This window comes from Clostridium luticellarii (genome assembly GCF_002995845.1).
Classification (GTDB): domain Bacteria; phylum Bacillota; class Clostridia; order Clostridiales; family Clostridiaceae; genus Clostridium_B; species Clostridium_B luticellarii.
In genome coordinates, this window is the sequence record NZ_PVXP01000012.1 from 56,931 (window position 1) to 74,668 (window position 17,738).

Below are 17,738 nucleotides of genomic sequence, written 5' to 3' on the forward strand. Positions count from 1 at the left end.
ATCATGTAGTAAATTAAAAAACAAAACTTCTTATCGAGAGAGGCAGAGGGACTGGCCCTATGATGCCCGGCAACCTGAATAAATTTTATATTCAACGGTGCTAATTCCAGCAGGCATACCCTGAGAGATGAGAAACGAGAGGATATAATTTCCTGTGGTTTCTCCACAGGAAGTTTTTTATTTGGACTGACTAGAAAGCTAGAGGTCAAGTTAACTTAGCATAGTAGATAATATATTATATTATCTCTATCTTATAAGTTACCTTGGCCTTTTCTTTTACATTTTGTGCTTAGTTTTGATAAAAATAAATAGAAGTTGGGATGTGGTGTGAACATTAATAAAATTTAAAGTGGGGATAAAAATAATTTTATATACTTTTTACCAAAATAGTGAAAAGAGTGTTAAGTATTTAAAAAGTATAAGGATAAATCAATATTATTTTATGAAAGGAAAATTGACTATGAGTAAAAAAACGAAACATATAGCTATTTACGGTAAAGGTGGAATAGGAAAATCTACAACTACCTCCAATATAAGTGCTGCTCTGGCGGAATCAGGATATAAGGTGATACAAATTGGCTGCGATCCAAAAAGTGATTCTACCAACACCTTAAGGGGAGGGAACTATCTTACTACAGTGCTTGATAGTTTGAGGGAAAGCAATGATGTTAAATTGAAAGATATTTCTGAAGTGGGATTTGGAGGAGTCTTGTGCATTGAAGCTGGAGGACCTGTTCCCGGAGTAGGCTGTGCAGGAAGAGGAATTAATGCAGCGGTCTCACTTCTTCAGGAATTAGATTTATTTGAAAAATATGAAGCAGATTATGTGTTATATGATGTCCTGGGAGATGTTGTATGCGGAGGATTTGCTGTTCCAATAAGAGATGGCATCACAGATAGGGCATATGTTGTAACATCGTCAGACTTTATGGCAATTTATGCTGCGAATAATCTCTTTAAAGCAATAAATAAGTATGCACCAACTGGAGGGGCAAAACTAGGGGGTATAATTGCCAATGGGTTAAGTGCAAATTACTCCAAATCAATAGTAGATGATTTTGCTGAAAAAACAGGTACCAAAGTAGCAGGGTATATTCCCAGATCACTGGCGGTATCACAAAGTGAACTCTATGGAAAAACTGTAATTGAGGCCAATCCAAAGTCTGAACATGCTAATATTTATAGGAAATTGGCGAAATTTATAGCAGAAGACGAAGATTTAGGAATACCTAATCCATTGAGTGTCAATGAGCTAAGAGACTGGGCAAGGGAATGGGGAGACAAAATATATAAATTCAATCCTAAAATGGTAGAAGGATCCCCATCTGTTTAACAAAATTTAATAAAAACAAAAGGAGATTGATAAAAATGGGTAAATTATTTACATCAGAATCTGTAACGGAAGGGCATCCAGATAAAATATGCGATCAAATATCTGATGCGGTACTTGATGCAATTATTGAGCAGGACAAAAATGGGAGGGTTGCCTGCGAGACAGTGGTGAATACAGGGCTTGTACTTCTGGTTGGGGAGATATCCACCAGAGCATATGTGGACATACCACGCATAGTCAGAAATACCATCAGCGACATAGGCTACAACAATTCAAAATTTGGATTCAACGCCTCCAATTGTGCTGTTATAACATCTATAGACGAACAGTCGTCGGATATAGCACTGGGAGTGGATGAATCACTGGAGGCCAGGGAAGGTGAAGAAGCTGACATTGAGGCAATAGGAGCCGGGGATCAGGGTATGGTGTTTGGATTTGCAATAAATGAAACACCGGAATATCTTCCACTTCCCATATCACTTGCCCACAAACTTTCGAGAAGGCTTGCAGAAGTGAGAAAGAAGGGAATAATTCCATATCTGGGACCTGACGGAAAGACCCAGGTTACAGTGGAATATGAAGGAGACAAACCTCTGAGGGTAGATACGGTACTCATATCCTCACAGCATGAGGAAAATATAGACCATGATGAAATTGAGAAAGATATAGTTGATAAAGTTATCAAAGTAATAATACCGGAGGAACTGGTGGATTCAAATACAAAGTATCTTGTAAATCCAACAGGAAGATTTGTAAAAGGAGGACCTGAAGCAGATTCGGGGCTTACTGGAAGAAAGATAATAGTTGATACTTATGGTGGATATGCAAGGCACGGCGGCGGAGCATTTTCAGGAAAAGATCCTACGAAAGTTGACAGATCCGGGGCCTATGCTGCAAGGTGGGTGGCCAAAAATCTTGTGGCAGCGGGAATAGCCGACAAGATTGAAGTGGAAGTAGCCTATGCCATAGGAGTTGCAAAGCCGGTTTCCATAAGTGTGGATACTTTTGGCACAGGAAAAATAGATGATGACAGGATAATAGAAATCATAGACAAAATATTTGATCTGAGGCCGGCTGCAATTATAAGGGATCTTGATTTGAAAAGACCTATATACAGAAAAACAGCTGCCTACGGGCATTTTGGAAGGACGGACATAGATCTTCCCTGGGAAAGATTAAACAAGGTTGATGAGATTAAAAGAGAATTGGAGGAAAGTGTATCTATTTTTAAATAATAGTAAGGAGGACTTTTCATATGAGTGATATAAAAAAGCAATTGTATAAAGAGCTGGCTGTAAAAAATGCAGCTATGGTGGAGGGAATAAAGGCCGATCCTAAAATATTTAGGCATCTGGATTTTAGTAGAAAATATCAGAAGCAGATTCATACATTATTTGAATATGATCACCATCCACATGCAGGAATTAATTTTCCAATTGGATTTAATACACCGGGAGGACTAAAGGTAGATTTTAGATGGGATAATAGTTCAAAGTACGAAATTAAATATGAAAATGATAAATATTATCTTACAGAAAATGAAAATGAAATATTTCCAATAGAATTTTTAAGCCGTCCAAAATACTATGATTATAAAACTTCTGATGGTATGGAAATGTCAAATGTAGCAACTTATAACAGAGAAGGAACCATTTTTGTAGCATATAGCAATGAATGCGCATTAAAGGATAAAGGGCTGGATTGTTTATTCTGCAATATCAATTCAACTAAAGACACTTATGCGGAAAAGGAAGGAATAGAGTGGAAATATCCTAAACAGATTGGAGAAACTGCAGCAGCAGCTTATAAAAATGGTGCTGAGCATATTACTATAAGCGGAGGCTTTATTCCTGAGAGAAGAGAAGTTGATTATTATATAGATGTGGCAGAGGCGATTCAAGAATATACTGGGCTGGAAGATTTTAATGGAACAGGAGTTATAGGAGCTCCACTTGATTTGAATGTTATTGACAAATATAGGGAAGCAGGATATAGGACAATTGCAATGAATATAGAAATCTGGGATAAAAACATCTATAAAGCTATCTGCCCTGGCAAAGTAGAGCAATGCGGCGGATGGGATCATTGGGTAAAGGCTTTGGAGCATGCAGCTAAAGTATTTGGATATGGCAGAGTGAGATCCAATATAGTTGCAGGAATTGAACCTAAAAGTTCCACTTTGGAAGGAGTGGAGTATCTTGCATCAAAGGGAGTAATATGCCTTGCAGGGGCATGGTGTCCAAATCCTGGTTCAGCTTTAGAAGGACACCGTACACCAGAACCTGAATGGCATTTGGACATGGCATACAAAGTTTATAATATATTAAAAAAAGCAGGATTTACTTATGACCAATTATATGACTGCAATGCAGCGCCTACTACACTTTGCCATGATTTGTATAAAATAAATGATGAATTATTGCCTATATTTAAAGGAGAATTAGTTAGTTAATTATGAAATAACCCAATAGAATATGTAATGTGAATTCTGTCTCTGCGTCTAGGAAGCGGAGTCAGAATTTTTTAAAACAAATATTGATATAAAGGAGTATAGATGTTAATGAAAAGTAAAAAATTGTGTATAATTGCCTTATTTATTGTAGGAATGATGACTATAGTAACTGGGTGTGGCAGCGGTTCCCAAACTAGTGGTACATCAGATTCATCAAAAAAAGAAGTAACAGTGAAAATTGGAGCGGATTCTAGTGCTTTTTCAACTTTATTTTATGTTGCCAGAGATAAAGGGTATTTTGAAAAGCATGGCATTGAGGCTCAAATAAATCCATATTCTTATGGAATTGATACAATAGATGCTGTATTGACAAATCAGGTTGACGTGGGATTAGCAATGGATTTTGCAGCACTTTCAAGGTTAAGCAGTGGAGATCTAAAGATTTTTGCATTTAATCAACAAGTTGATTCCAGTAAGGAAAAAGTAGTAGCTCGCGATGGAATAAATTCCCCAGGTGAGCTGAAGGGTCAGTCGATTGCTGTTAAAAGAGGCACCGTGGATGAATATGCTATGGTTAGATATTTAGAGAAATATAATATAAAAATAGATGAGGTAAAAAAACAAGGATTTAGTTCAGATGCAGAAATACTTTCAGCATTTCAAAAAGGAGATGTCAAAGCAACGTTTTTTTCTGGAAATTTGTTGGATAAGGCACTACAAGTACAAGGAGCTAAAGTTATAGGAAGTAAAGCAGATATACCATTTGCATCACGTGGATTTTTGTTAGCTAATAGTAAATTTTTGGGACAAAAAGATGTGGCAAAAAATATATTATTGGCATTAAATGATGCAACTAAATATATAAATGAAAATCCGGCAGGGGCAGCTGAAGTTATGACTAAAGCTTTAAAAATTCCACAGGATAGTCTAGAAAAGGATATTAAATCACGTTCGAATGATATAAGATTAAATGACGATGATGTAAAACAGTTACAGGAAGTATATGAATATGCATCGGACAGCAAGTTAATTAAGGGAGGATTTAACTTAAAAGATAAAATAGATACAAACCCTTTAAAAGCAGCATTGCCGGGAAAACTTACCTATAAGCCTGAGTAATCGAAAGATACTATAAAAAAGAGTCGTTTAAATGATAGTTAGATAATTACGGACAGGAGGAATTTTAGATGGGGCTATTGGATAAAAGAAAGCCACAAATAAGAGAAAAAAGATTGAATACCTTGAATGCATATTTTGGAGATGTTAGTCAGCTTTTAAATAGCATGGAGGAAAAAGAAGTAAGTCAAAGAATAAGAACATTTTCTCAAACATCATTTGATGAAATTATATATGTGCTTCAAGTTCTTAATGGTATTGAAGATGCAGGCATAGTAATTCATGGTCCGCTTGGATGCAGTGCAGTTCAATTATATATGTTGTCTAAATACAATCGTAGAAAATGGATTGTAACAAATCTAAATGAGAAGGATTCAATTTTAGGAAGTGGTGAAAAATTAGAACTGGCAATAAGAAAATTATATAAAAGCTGTAAACCCAATGTGATTTTTATTGTAACTACGCCTGTAGTGGCCATAAACAATGATGATGTTTTATCTCCTATAATTGAACTGGAAAATGAATTGAATATAAAAATTGTTCCTATATTTTCCGATGGATTTAAATCCAAAAGCAGTATATTTGGCGGTGATGTTGCATTTCATGCTATTTGTAAATATCTGCTTACGGATAAAAGGAAAGAAAAACAATCCAATCTTTTAAATTTGATCTCTATATCTGAAAGCAAAAAGGAATTAGATGGAATTAAAAATTTGTTGAATGAAATAGGTGTCAAAACAAATATAGTACCAAGATTTTCAACGTTAGCTGATATAGAAATAGCATCCCAGGCAGCGTTTTCTATAAGCATAGACAAAGATAATGGAGATTATTTTGTAAAATCACTGGAAGAAAAATTTAATATACCTTTTTTATCAAATTTATGCCCCATTGGAATAAAGGGAACAAAGGATTGGCTTATAAATATAGGCAGAGCTTTTGGACTGGAGAAAAATGCAGAGGTTGTAGCTGACAAGTATTCGGATGATTTAAGAGAATATGTTAATTCAAATAAACTAAATGGATTGAGAGTATATATAAATTTACCTACATCAAAAGCATTTTCAATTTTGAAATTAATTAAAGAATTTGGAGGAAATTTAGCTGGAATAACAGTGGATCATGTAGATAGTGTAAATGAGGAAGAATTAATTTATATCCAAAATTTAAATGAGAATATAAAACTTCATGTGGCAGATGATCAGCCCTTTGAAGAAGAAAATATTTTGAATAAGTTGAACCCAGATCTTTATATTGGATTAAGCAGAGAATGTGCTTTAGCTGCAAAGCTCGGTGTTCCGTCTATAGCCGTGGATAATTTGGATATATTGGGATTCAGTGGTGTTAAAAATTTAATTAAAGCGGTTGATAAGGCAATCATAAATAAAAAATTCGTAGAAAGGTTAAAAAATGAAAATAAGCTGTTTTACAAAAAAAATTGGTATAACAAAAGTATTAACTGGTATATAAAACAGGAGGTAAAATAGCATGAATATAAACAATACTAGTATAATTGAAGCACCCAGAAACAGCTGTGCATTTTCTGGAGCACTTCAGACAATTGAAAATATAGAAAGAGCAGTATCTATTGTTCATTCAACTGCAGGTTGTGCAGCCCAGCAGTACCTGGGAGTAAATAAAGTAAGTGGGAATAGAGGAGCAGGCTGCACTGGCGGCATCCAGGTACCTTCCAGCAATGTGATAGAGAAACAGGTTATTTTCGGCGGAACCTCCAGATTAAGAGAACAGATAAAAAATACTATCAAAGTAATTGATGCCGATTTATATGTGATTTTGAGTGGATGTGCCACAGAATTGGTGGGCGATGATATACCAGCTATGACAAAGGAAGCCCAGGAGCAGAGATATCCAGTTATAAATGCACAAACTCCAGGATTTAAAGGAGATATACACCATGGATATGAAATTGCAGTAACAACTCTAATTCAACAATTACCTAAAATTTATAAAGTATCTTCTGAAAAAATAAAAGGACTTGTAAACATATTTGGAATTATTCCAAATCAAGATGTGTTTTGGCAGGGAAATTTGTTTGAATTAAAAAGAATTCTAGAATCCATAGGGTTAAGTGCAAATACTTTATTTGGTTTTGGACAAAGCGTTGAAAATTGGAAACAGGTTTCTAATGCCGAATTAAATCTGGTATTTTCACCCTGGGGAATAAAAGCTGCAGAATATTTAAAGGATAAATATAATATACCTTATTTGAATTTTAATAGCTTGCCTGCAGGATTTAATACAGCTTCTTTTATAAGAGAAGTTGCCAGACAACTTAATATAAATGAGGGAGTAGTAGAAAAATTCATAGAAACTGAAGAAAATAAACTCAATTATCATTTGAAAAATATGACTGATTTTTATTATGAATATAATCTGCAAAAAGAATTTGCAATTGTTTCTGAATCGAGCTTAGCGCTGGGAACAAGTGAATTTTTATCAGACTTGGGTCTGATACCTAAAGTTGTTATTATTACAGATAATCCTGAAGATAATTATAGGGAGTATTTACAAACAGAATTAGAGAAGCTTTTGTCATTGGGAGAAGCAAATTTGTATTTTGAAGAAGATCAAGAGAAAATAAATAAAATTATTAAAAAAAATGAAAATGAATTAGAATTAATACTTGGAAGTTCAATGGAAAATCAAATTGCAGATATAATTAATGTACCAATTCAGCACATATCTTTTCCCATATGGGATGATGTGATTTTAGAAAAGACATATATAGGATATAGAGGTGCAGTTACTTTAATTGAAGATTTATCTACGGCGATTAGAAATTTCAATCGGACAATAGAGGTAATTTAATATGGAAGAAAAAATTAATGCAGAAATGTTTTTAAAATATTTTTCATCTGTCCATGGATTATCAATAGAAGATTATAATATTTCACCAGTTGTTATTGGGTCATGGGATCACAAGCTTATAGATTCAATAGTTAGTGAATTTGGTGTAACTCCCTTAGAACATTGGACTAAAAATAGTGTGGTATACAACTATAGATATAATGATATCCCAATTACATTTGTAAAACTTCCTGTAGGAGCACCATCAGCAGTAAGTACACTGGAACAATTAATTGCCTGTGGTGCAAAAACATTTATAGGGATAGGATTTGCAGGCAGCCTTCAGCCTAATATTCCAGTGGGAAGTATAATTATTGCTGACAAATGTATACGGGAAGAAGGCACTTCCTATCATTATCTAAGAGACAGTTCTGACAGCAGAGCTAGTGAAAAATTATTGGAATTATTACAGAAAATATTCAAAAATGAGAAGTTAAATTCCATAGCTGGCCGCATATGGACAACTGATGCTATTTTCAGAGAGCTTAAAAGTAAAATTATTAATTATGGGAAATGCGGGGTTCTTGCTGTAGAGATGGAAACAGCTGCAATGTATGCAGTTGCCAGATATAGAGGAATTGATATATGTAATGTGCTTGTGATCAGTGATGAACTTTGGGATCAATGGAATCCACAATTTGGGACTCAAAAACTAGGCAAATGTACTAGCAAAATAAAAAATGTTTTATTGAACAATATTAAAGTTATATCACAATTTACGGATACAAAATAAATTTTATAGGAGGTTGCAATGGAATTTAGAGGGAAAGTTGTGGTTATTACAGGTTCATCTAAAGGCATAGGAAGAGAGATAGCACTGGAGTTTTCCAATAAGGGAGCTGTTGTTGTTGTAAATGGAAGGAATAGAGCTGAAGTTCAGAAGGTTGAGGATGAAATAAGCAATAATGGAGGCATAAGCCTTGGAATAGCAGCTGATGTAACTAAAAAGACAGAAGTGGAAAATTTATTTAGATCTGTAATTGACAAGTACGGTAAGGTGGATATATTAATAAATAATGCTGGTGGTGACAGCGGTTCTAAGACAGTAGAAGATTTAACAGAAGAAGAATGGGATTCTGTTATCAATAGGAATTTAAAGAGTGTTTTTCTCTGTTCAAAAGCTGTTATTAAAAATTTTAAAAGACAAAAACAAGGTAGAATAATAAATATTGCATCTCAGGCAGGGAGAGCAATATCAATTCTTGGTGGACCTCATTATGCAGCTGCAAAAGCTGGAGTTATAGGTTTTACAAAACATCTGGCGAGAGAATTGGTACATTATGGTGTTACTGTGAATTCAATTGCACCCGGTATAGTTATCAGTGGGGAAAAATTGAAAGATGAATGGAATTCCCATACAGAAGAAGAGCAGAATAAAATTCTTGAAGATATACCATTAAAGCGATTGGGTACCAATGCCGAAATCGCAAAAGCAGTTTTATTTTTGGCGTCAGAAGATTCAAGTTATATTGTAGGAGCATGTTTGGATGTAAATGGTGGTAGATGGATGCTATGATAAAATTTTTAAAAATAGAATTATTTTAAAACTTAGTGTAAAATTATGTATTGACAAATTAATTATAAAAGTTTATCATATTCATAAATTAAGAATTAATTGAATATGAGGCTTCTTATCAAGAGAGGTGGAGGGACTGGCCCTATGATACCCGGCAACCTGAATAATATGTATATTTAATGGTGCTAATTCCAGCAGGTAGGTATATCCTGAAAGATGAGAAATGAAAGAATTAAAACTTCCTGTAGTTTCTCAGCAGGAAGTTTTTTATTGGGCTAACTAGAAAGCTAGAGGTCAAGTTAACTTACTAAGGAGATGAATTATAGAATTTCCAATGGCAAGTTATGCTTGGCCTTTTACTATTTATCCGGATGCTACCATTGGCTAATACCCCAAGTCTCTCAAAGTGGGAGATAAGCACTGTTACGCGCCGGGATAAGTTCTGCTAAGGTTCAGGTTGAGAAAAGTATTCCTTATAAGCAAACCCCATCTGAACCTAAGAATCACTTGATATACAAGAATATACTTTTTACTAAAATGGTAATAAGAAAAAATAAAATATAGGAAATAGGAGGATTTTTATATGAGTGATATAAAGAAACAATTGTACAAAGAGTTGGCTGTAAAAAATGCTGCTATGGTGGAAGGAATAAAGGTGGATCCTAAAATATTTAGACATCTGGATTTTAATAGAAAATATCAAAAGCAGATTCATACATTATTTGAATATGATCACCATCCACATGCAGGAATTAATTTTCCAACCGGATTTAATACTCCGAGAGGATTGAAGGTAGGTTTTAGATGGGATGACAGGTCAAAGTATGAGATCAAATATGAAAATGGTAAATATTATCTTACAGAAAATGAAAATGAAATATTTCCAATAGAATTTTTAAGTCGTCCAAAATATTATGATTATAAAACTTCCGATGGTATGGAAATGTCAAATGTAGCGACCTATAACAGAGAAGGTACTATTTTTGTAGCATATAGCAATGAATGTGCGTTAAAGGATAAAGGGCTGGATTGTTTGTTCTGCAATATAAATTCAACTAAAGACACCTATGCAGAAAAGGAGGGAATAGAGTGGAAATATCCTAAGCAGATTGGAGAAACTGCAGCAGCAACCTATAAAAACGGTGCTAAGCATATCACTATAAGTGGAGGCTTTATTCCTGAGAGAAGAGAAGTTGATTATTATATAGACGTGGCAGAGGCAATTCAAGAATATACCGGGTTGGAAGATTTTAATGGCACGGGAGTTATAGGAGCTCCACTTGATTTAAATGTTATTGACAAGTACAAGGAAGCAGGATATAGGACGATTGCAATGAATATAGAAATTTGGGATAAAAACATATATAAAGCTATCTGCCCTGGCAAAGTAGAGCAATGTGGTGGATGGGATCATTGGGTGAAAGCTTTGGAACATGCGGCCAAAGTATTTGGATATGGCAAAGTAAGATCCAATATAGTTGCGGGAATTGAACCTAAGAATTCCACTTTGGAAGGAGTTGAGTATCTCGCATCGAAGGGAGTAATATGTCTTGCAGGGGCATGGTGCCCTAATCCAGGTTCAGCTTTAGAAGGTCATCGTACTCCTGAACCTGAATGGCACCTGGACATGGCATACAAAGTCTATAATATATTTAAAAAATCTGGATTTACTTATGAGCAGTTATACGACTGCAATGCGGAACCTACAACTCTCTGCCACGATTTGTATAAAATAAATGATGAATTATTGCCTATATTTAAAGAAGAATTAGTTAGTTAATAATTGACTATGAATGTATTAAAATAGCTGCAAATCCTCTAAAAGTAGCACTAACGCAAAAACTTACCTATAAACCTGAAAATATAAAGTAGATTAGAACTATATATAGTTGGAGAATAGTATCGTAAAATTCTGTAGTTATATTTAAGAATATTTATAAAGTATGGAAGGAGAATAAAAATGTCAAGAACAAATTCAATAATAATTGAAAATTTGTGCAAAAGTTATAATGCTAATAGTCATATTCTTAAAGATGTAAATCTCAATCTGCATGGAGGAGAGTTTTTTATTCTGTTGGGGCCCAGTGGGTGTGGAAAATCTACCTTACTCAATATAATAGCTGGTTTTAGTGAAAAAAGTAAAGGTAAAGTACTAATAAACAACAAAGAAATAACAAAACCTGGAAGAGAAAGAGCAGTTGTATTTCAACATCCTGATGCTTCTCTTTTCCCGTGGCTCAATGTAAAAGAAAATGTAGAATTTGGATTAAGAATGAAAAAAGTAAACAAGAAACAGAGAAGTGATATATCTGAGAAGTATATAAAATTGGTTGGACTGGAAGGACATGAAAAAAAATTCCCTAACGAATTATCTGGTGGCATGAAGCAGAGAGTGCAGATTGCACGGGTACTTGCCAATAACCCAGAGATATTGCTTATGGATGAACCATTTGGTGCATTGGATGCACAGACCAGAAGAATAATGCAGAAAGAACTGGTGAGAATATGGCTTCAAACCAAGAAAACAATCATTTTTGTTACCCACGATATCCAAGAAGCCCTAGTGCTTGGACAAAAAATAGGTATTATGTGTAAATCTCCTTGTTCCAAGATATATAAAATCTACGATGTAAATTTTCAATATCCAAGGGATGTGACCAGCAATATATTCAATGAAAAATATAAGAAGCTTTTGAATGAATTTGAACAAGAGGTGTACATTCAGGGAAAAAATCTGACACAAGAAAAAGTAACTCAAGAAGAAAGTGTACTGGCATAAAGGAGGAAAACAATGAAATATTTTAATAAATTATTGAAATTAGGAGCTGTATCTTGGGTTTGTATAATTATAATCTGGGAAATAGGATCTAAATTTTCAAATCCTGATTTTTTCCCAGGACCATTAAGAGTAATATCCGGTGGAGGGGATCTAATCAAAGACGGAAGCCTTTTTCAATTTATTGGCATAAGTTTGGGAAGAATAATTACAGGATGGTTTTTGGGAAATTTAATAGGTATTCCCATAGGGCTGTTAATGGGAAGAGTGAAAGCAGTTAAAATGTTTGTGGATCCTATCTTGAATTTTTTTAGGTTTATTCCCGCACTTGCATTTTTGACATTATTTCTACTTTGGTTTGGTGTAGGTGAAGAAGGAAAGGTAATCCTGATTATGTATGCTACTACATTCACTGTTATGTTAAATACAGAAGCTGGAGTATCAAATGTAGAGAAGGAAAAAATAAGGGCAGCTAGATGTCTTGGAGCTTCTGAATTCCAAATAATGTTTAGTGTAATAATTCCAGCAGCTATACCTTATATATTTACAGGAGTAAGGTTGGCCATGAGTGGTTCATTTGGTGCTATCGTGGGGGCAGAAATGCTTGCTGCAAATAAAGGTGTGGGATATTTAATATGGACTTCGAGGTTGTATTTTAAAACAGAATGGATATTTATAGGATTGATAAGTTTAGGACTTATGGGATATCTTACAGACAAAATATTAGTTACTGCAGCAAGTTTGACTATGAAAAAATATGGAATAGTCAATAGCAAAGATAGCATGAGAAGAGTTGCTTAAAATAAATGTAGAGAGGTTGATTATAAATGAAAAATAGAAAAATTTTTTTTATTATATTGATGGTTGTGGAAATGATGATTACAGGTACTGGCTGTAGAAATAGTTCTAAGACTCAAAATACTTCAAATTCTTCTAAGAAAGAAGTGACAGTTAGAATTGGGGCAGATTCCAGTGCTTTTTCTACTGCTTTTTATGTTGCGAAAGATAAAGGATTTTTTAAAAATCACGGTATTAATGTACAAATTAGTCCGTACTCTTATGGAATTGACACTATAGATGCTGTACTGACCAACCAGGTTGATGTAGGACTAGCCATGGATTATGCGGCGCTTTCAAGACTAAGCAGTGGTGATTTGAAAATTTTTAGTTTTATTCAACAAGATAATGCAAGCAAGACTAAAATGGTAACTCGTGATGGAATAAATTCTCCTCAAGAATTAAAAGGAAAGGCTATTGGTGTTAAAAGAGGTACTGTAGATGAATATACCACAGTTAGATATTTAGAGAAGTATAACATAAAAATAGATGAAGTTAAAAAACAAGGATTCAGCTCTGATGCAGAAATTATTTCAGCATTTCAAAAGGGAGATGTTCAAGCAACGTTCTTTGGTGGAAATCTTTTGGACAAAGCTTTAAAAGTACAGGGAGCCAAAGTTATAGGCAGTAAGGCGGATATACCATTTGCATCCCGTGGATTTTTAATGGCTAATAGTAAATTTTTGGCACAGAAAGATGTAACAAAAAATATATTGCTGGCATTAAATGATGCAGCTGAGTGGATAAATAAAAACCCGTCGGAAGCAGCTCAAATTATGTCTAAAGATTTAAAACTTCCGAAAGATAGTGTACAAAAAGATATTGAGGCTGCTAAAAGTGATATAAGATTAAACAATGAAGATGTCCAACAACTACAGGATGTGTATAAATATTCATCAGATAATAAATTGATTAAGGGTGGATTTGATTTAAAGGATAAAATAGATACAGATGCTTTAAAGGAGGCACTTCCAGATAAGCTTACTTATAAACCTGAAAATATTAAATAATTATAATTTGATAAGTAATTTAAAATTACTTAGGAGTGTGAGGCATCAGATACCTCCAAAATATCAATACTAATTTTGGAAAACACACAGAATGGAGGTATATGATGCTATGATTATTATTGGCCTAATGAGATATTTTTGCAGATAAGTGAATCCCAGGTTGGCAGGGCAATACGTACTAAGAAGTGGAAATATAGTGTAGTTGCTCAACATAAAGATGGTTAAAAATATTATAATAGTGATTCTTATATAGAAGAATTTTTATATGATTTACAATTAGATCCATATGAAAAAACAAATTTAATTGGAAGAAAGGAATATAGAGAAATTTGTATTAAACTTTCAAAAATCTTAAAAAAAAGGATGGAACGAGCAGGTGAAAAAGTACCGATTATAAAACGTGTTTGAGTCTATAATCTAAATTTTAATGAGGAGGGGATAATTATGGGATACCCGAGTGTTTATCCCACTGGAGCAACAATATATAATCCTGAAAAAGCATGGAGTGGATATACTATTTTTCAAGCGGTAGATGAAGGTGCACTATTAATAGATATGAATGGAAGAGAGCTAAATTTATGGAAGAATTTACATGGATTTCCCAATAAACTTCTGCCAGGGGGATATGTCATGGGCAGTACTGGAGAAAGAAATCCTGAATATGGATTTCAGGATATGGTTGATCTGGTTCAGGTGGATTGGAATGGAAATATTGTATGGCAATTTAATAAAAATGAATTTATAGAGGATAAAGGTGAAAAACCAAAGTGGATGGCAAGGCAGCATCATGACTATCAAAGGGAAGGCAATCCTGTTGGATATTATGCACCTGAATTGATACCAGAAATTGATAAAGGTAATACTTTTATTCTTACACATGAAAATATTAAAAATTCTAGAATATCTGATAAGTTGCTTTTAGATGACAAAATTATTGAAATTACCTGGGATGGACAGGTTATTTGGGAATGGAAAGCAAATGAACACTTTGATGAATTAGGTTTTAATGAGGCATCTAAAAACATTTTATATCGCAACCCCAATATGAGAACAGCTGGAGGAGGTGTAGGGGATTGGCTGCATATTAATTCAATATCGTTGCTTGGTCCAAATAAATGGTATGATAATGGAGACAAAAGATTTGCACCGGATAATATTATACTAGACAGCAGAGAAGCCAATATTATAGCTATTGTAGATAAAAAAACAGGTAAGATTGTGTGGAAAATAGGACCATATTATGATACAAGTGAGGAACTTATCAAGTTGGGATGGATAATAGGACAGCATAATGTACATTTAATACCAAAAGGGCTTCCAGGTGAAGGAAATATGCTCATATTCGACAATGGAGGCTGGGCTGGTTATGGACTTCCTAATCCAGGGTCTCGAAGTGGCAATAGGAATGCTCTTAGAGATTATTCAAGAGTACTTGAAATTAATCCAATTACGTTAAAAATAATATGGCAGTATACTCCACAGGAAGCTGGTTTTATACAACCTTTGGATGCCGCTAGATTCTATAGTCCGTTTATAAGTAATGCTCAAAGACTGCCCAATGGGAACACTTTGATAACAGAAGGATCAGACGGACGTATATTTGAAGTTACAAAAGATCATGAAATAGTTTGGGAATACATAAGCCCATATGATGGCAGGGGAAAATTAAAGTTGAATATGGTATATAGAGCTTATAGGGTTCCATATGAATGGGTTCCTCAGTTAGATATACCAGAAGAAGTACCCCTAAAAAAGCTTAATAAAAGTCAATTTAGGGTACCTGGAGCAGCTGGGTTAGAGCGTAAAATAGAAACAGAAGTAAAAGGTACTCAGGAATATAGAGACAAGGAACAATCTAATTTTTGTGTTATAACCAGTGAAGAATTGGATAATTTGAAATAAAAAAAGAAATGACATGTTATTGATGTAAACAATATAAAAATATTGTAAAAAAATGTTGTTGACAAGTTATTTTAAAAGTTATATTATATAAGAAATTGAAAAAAGAAAACTTCTTATCAAGAGAGGTGGAGGGACTGGCCCTATGATGCCCGGCAACCTGAATAAATTTTATATTCAATGGTGCCAATTCCAGCAGGAATACCCTGAAAGATGAGAGACAAAAGGATATGACTTCCCGTGGTTTCTCCATAGGAAGTTTTTTTATTGGCTGACTAGAAAACTAGAGGTCAAGCTAACTTAGTATAGAGGGTAATATGATATTATCTCTATTTATAAGTTATGCTTGGCCTTTTCTTGTACATTTTGTATTTATCTGATAAAAAATAGATGAAAATTGGGATGTGGTGCAAACATTAATAAAATTTAAATAAGGGTAGAAATAATTTTATATACTTTTTACCAATATAGTAAAAAGAGTGTCAAGAATTCAAGAAGGTATAATGATAAACCAATATTGGTTTATGAAAGGAAAATTGACTATGAGCAATAAAGTTTAATGAAAAAAATTGAAAAATCATGTAATTATTCTTAGATAACAAAATGGTAGGAGGATTTAATTTATATATGAGTAATATAAAAGAAAGGTTATATAAAGAATTAGAAATTAAAAATAAAGTAGCAATTGATGGAGTAAATGTAGATCCTTCAATTTTTAAGCATATTGATTTGGGTGGTGAATACCAGGAACAAATCCATACGTTATTTGAGCAGGATCATGAAACTCATGCAGGATTTAATTTACCTTGCGGGTACACTTCTCCAAGTGGATTAAAATATAGTTTTAGGTGGGATAGAAAATCAGATTATTCAATTGAATATGGAAATGGGAAATATTATTTAACTTATAAAGAAAATGAATTGTTCCCTATTGAGTTTTTTCACAGACCCAGATATTATAATTTGAAGACATCTGATGGTACGAGTATGTCAACGGTAGCTACATATAATCAGGATGGAGCAATTTTTGTATCCTATAGTAACGAGTGTGCATTAAAGGATAAAGGGTTGGATTGTTTGTTTTGTAATATAAATGCTACAAAAGATACTTATGCTGAAAAACAAAATATAACTTGGAAATATCCTAAACAAATAGCTGAAACAGTTGCAGCGGCTTATAAAGAGGGAGCAAGACATGTAACCATAAGTGGAGGGTTTGTACCTGAAAGGAGAGAAGTTGATTATTATATAGATGTGGCAGAAGCAATTCAGGAATATACAGGGTTGGAAGATTTTAATGGAACTGGAGTCATTGGGGCACCTATAGATTTACAAGTTATTGATAGGTATAAAGAGGCAGGATTTAGGACAATAGCAATGAATTTAGAAATCTGGGATAAGAATATATATAAAGCTATTTGCCCTGGAAAATCTCAACAATGTGGTGGATGGGATCATTGGGTAAAGGCATTAGAATATGGAGTTAAGGTATTTGGGTATGGACGTGTAAGATGCGGATTTGTAGCAGGACTTGAACCTAAGAAGTCTCTTTTAGAAGGAGTTGAATACATGGCATCAAAGGGAATAATTTGTTTAACAGATGCATGGAATCCCAATCCCGGTTCAGCATTAGAAGGTCATAGAACTCCAGAACCGGAATGGCATTTGGATGTGTCTCTAAAAGTATATGAGATTTTTAAAAAGGCAGGATTTACATTTGAACAATTCTATGATTTATCACCATATTCGAATTTTATAGTACATGACATATACAAAATTGAAGATGAATTATTACCAGTATTTAACTCAACTTTCGCACATTAAAATAAAGGCGGAAGCCTGAATTTTTAAGATATAAAGCAAAGAAACATTCCTTTTGGTATAATAGAATTGTCAAAAACACCATACCAAGGAAAGGAATGTTTCTTATG

The 17,738-nt window shown here is 33.8% G+C and carries 14 protein-coding genes and 3 riboswitches; all 14 genes read left to right on the top strand.

Annotation, left to right across the window (positions count from 1 at the left end; translation table 11 throughout):
- Positions 1-27: 27 nt before the first annotated feature.
- Positions 28-134: riboswitch (SAM riboswitch) on the top strand.
- Between the two features lie 326 nt (positions 135-460).
- The 14 genes from CLLU_RS06360 (at position 461) to CLLU_RS06425 (ending at position 17,631) form a co-directional block, all read left to right on the top strand.
- Entirely contained in the window at positions 461-1,333 is an 873-nt protein-coding gene (locus tag CLLU_RS06360) for a nucleotide-binding protein (protein WP_106008765.1), read from the top strand.
- Between the two features lie 35 nt (positions 1,334-1,368).
- Positions 1,369-2,568, top strand: coding sequence for a methionine adenosyltransferase (gene metK, locus CLLU_RS06365; protein ID WP_106008744.1), 1,200 nt, complete (start codon positions 1,369-1,371; stop codon positions 2,566-2,568).
- Positions 2,569-2,588: 20 nt separating this feature from the next.
- Complete coding sequence (locus CLLU_RS06370) at positions 2,589-3,785, top strand: radical SAM protein (protein ID WP_106008745.1); 1,197 nt, start codon at positions 2,589-2,591, stop codon at positions 3,783-3,785.
- 108 nt (positions 3,786-3,893) lie between these two features.
- Positions 3,894-4,904 (top strand): ABC transporter substrate-binding protein, encoded by a 1,011-nt coding sequence (locus CLLU_RS06375; RefSeq protein WP_106008746.1) that lies wholly within the window; start codon positions 3,894-3,896, stop codon positions 4,902-4,904.
- A gap of 68 nt (positions 4,905-4,972) precedes the next feature.
- The gene (locus CLLU_RS06380; RefSeq protein WP_106008747.1) at positions 4,973-6,388 is read left to right on the top strand and encodes a nitrogenase component 1; all 1,416 of its coding nucleotides are present in this window, start codon (positions 4,973-4,975) and stop codon (positions 6,386-6,388) included.
- A 1-nt stretch (position 6,389) separates the two neighbouring features.
- Positions 6,390-7,730 carry a nitrogenase component 1 gene (locus CLLU_RS06385; protein WP_106008749.1) on the top strand — a complete coding sequence of 447 codons (1,341 nt, stop codon included), beginning with the start codon at positions 6,390-6,392 and terminating at the stop codon, positions 7,728-7,730.
- A 1-nt stretch (position 7,731) separates the two neighbouring features.
- Positions 7,732-8,502: a nucleoside phosphorylase gene (locus CLLU_RS06390; RefSeq protein ID WP_106008750.1), complete on the top strand. Its 771-nt coding sequence runs from the start codon at positions 7,732-7,734 to the stop codon at positions 8,500-8,502.
- A gap of 18 nt (positions 8,503-8,520) precedes the next feature.
- The gene (locus tag CLLU_RS06395) at positions 8,521-9,285 is read left to right on the top strand and encodes an SDR family NAD(P)-dependent oxidoreductase (RefSeq protein ID WP_106008752.1); all 765 of its coding nucleotides are present in this window, start codon (positions 8,521-8,523) and stop codon (positions 9,283-9,285) included.
- Positions 9,286-9,397: 112 nt separating this feature from the next.
- Positions 9,398-9,508, top strand: a riboswitch (SAM riboswitch).
- Positions 9,509-9,868: 360 nt separating this feature from the next.
- On the top strand, positions 9,869-11,065 hold the full coding sequence (locus CLLU_RS06400; RefSeq protein WP_106008753.1) for a radical SAM protein: 1,197 nt from the start codon (positions 9,869-9,871) through the stop codon (positions 11,063-11,065).
- A gap of 180 nt (positions 11,066-11,245) precedes the next feature.
- On the top strand, positions 11,246-12,064 hold the full coding sequence (locus CLLU_RS06405; protein WP_106008755.1) for an ABC transporter ATP-binding protein: 819 nt from the start codon (positions 11,246-11,248) through the stop codon (positions 12,062-12,064).
- 12 nt (positions 12,065-12,076) lie between these two features.
- On the top strand, positions 12,077-12,862 hold the full coding sequence (locus tag CLLU_RS06410; RefSeq protein ID WP_106008757.1) for an ABC transporter permease: 786 nt from the start codon (positions 12,077-12,079) through the stop codon (positions 12,860-12,862).
- A 26-nt stretch (positions 12,863-12,888) separates the two neighbouring features.
- The gene (locus CLLU_RS06415; RefSeq protein WP_106008758.1) at positions 12,889-13,908 is read left to right on the top strand and encodes an ABC transporter substrate-binding protein; all 1,020 of its coding nucleotides are present in this window, start codon (positions 12,889-12,891) and stop codon (positions 13,906-13,908) included.
- 444 nt (positions 13,909-14,352) lie between these two features.
- The gene (locus CLLU_RS06420) at positions 14,353-15,810 is read left to right on the top strand and encodes an aryl-sulfate sulfotransferase (protein ID WP_106008759.1); all 1,458 of its coding nucleotides are present in this window, start codon (positions 14,353-14,355) and stop codon (positions 15,808-15,810) included.
- A 110-nt stretch (positions 15,811-15,920) separates the two neighbouring features.
- A riboswitch (SAM riboswitch) is annotated at positions 15,921-16,027 on the top strand.
- 407 nt (positions 16,028-16,434) lie between these two features.
- Positions 16,435-17,631 (top strand): radical SAM protein, encoded by a 1,197-nt coding sequence (locus CLLU_RS06425; RefSeq protein WP_106008760.1) that lies wholly within the window; start codon positions 16,435-16,437, stop codon positions 17,629-17,631.
- Positions 17,632-17,738: the final 107 nt, after the last annotated feature.

Coding starts and splice junctions, on each gene's coding strand:
- CLLU_RS06380 (WP_106008747.1), top strand. CDS start 4,973: ATGGGGCTATTGGATAAAAGAAAGCCACAAATAAGAGAAAAAAGATTG.
- CLLU_RS06400 (WP_106008753.1), top strand. CDS start 9,869: ATGAGTGATATAAAGAAACAATTGTACAAAGAGTTGGCTGTAAAAAAT.
- metK (WP_106008744.1), top strand. CDS start 1,369: ATGGGTAAATTATTTACATCAGAATCTGTAACGGAAGGGCATCCAGAT.
- CLLU_RS06375 (WP_106008746.1), top strand. CDS start 3,894: ATGAAAAGTAAAAAATTGTGTATAATTGCCTTATTTATTGTAGGAATG.
- CLLU_RS06425 (WP_106008760.1), top strand. CDS start 16,435: ATGAGTAATATAAAAGAAAGGTTATATAAAGAATTAGAAATTAAAAAT.
- CLLU_RS06360 (WP_106008765.1), top strand. CDS start 461: ATGAGTAAAAAAACGAAACATATAGCTATTTACGGTAAAGGTGGAATA.
- CLLU_RS06395 (WP_106008752.1), top strand. CDS start 8,521: ATGGAATTTAGAGGGAAAGTTGTGGTTATTACAGGTTCATCTAAAGGC.
- CLLU_RS06420 (WP_106008759.1), top strand. CDS start 14,353: ATGGGATACCCGAGTGTTTATCCCACTGGAGCAACAATATATAATCCT.
- CLLU_RS06415 (WP_106008758.1), top strand. CDS start 12,889: ATGAAAAATAGAAAAATTTTTTTTATTATATTGATGGTTGTGGAAATG.
- CLLU_RS06405 (WP_106008755.1), top strand. CDS start 11,246: ATGTCAAGAACAAATTCAATAATAATTGAAAATTTGTGCAAAAGTTAT.
- CLLU_RS06410 (WP_106008757.1), top strand. CDS start 12,077: ATGAAATATTTTAATAAATTATTGAAATTAGGAGCTGTATCTTGGGTT.
- CLLU_RS06370 (WP_106008745.1), top strand. CDS start 2,589: ATGAGTGATATAAAAAAGCAATTGTATAAAGAGCTGGCTGTAAAAAAT.
- CLLU_RS06390 (WP_106008750.1), top strand. CDS start 7,732: ATGGAAGAAAAAATTAATGCAGAAATGTTTTTAAAATATTTTTCATCT.
- CLLU_RS06385 (WP_106008749.1), top strand. CDS start 6,390: ATGAATATAAACAATACTAGTATAATTGAAGCACCCAGAAACAGCTGT.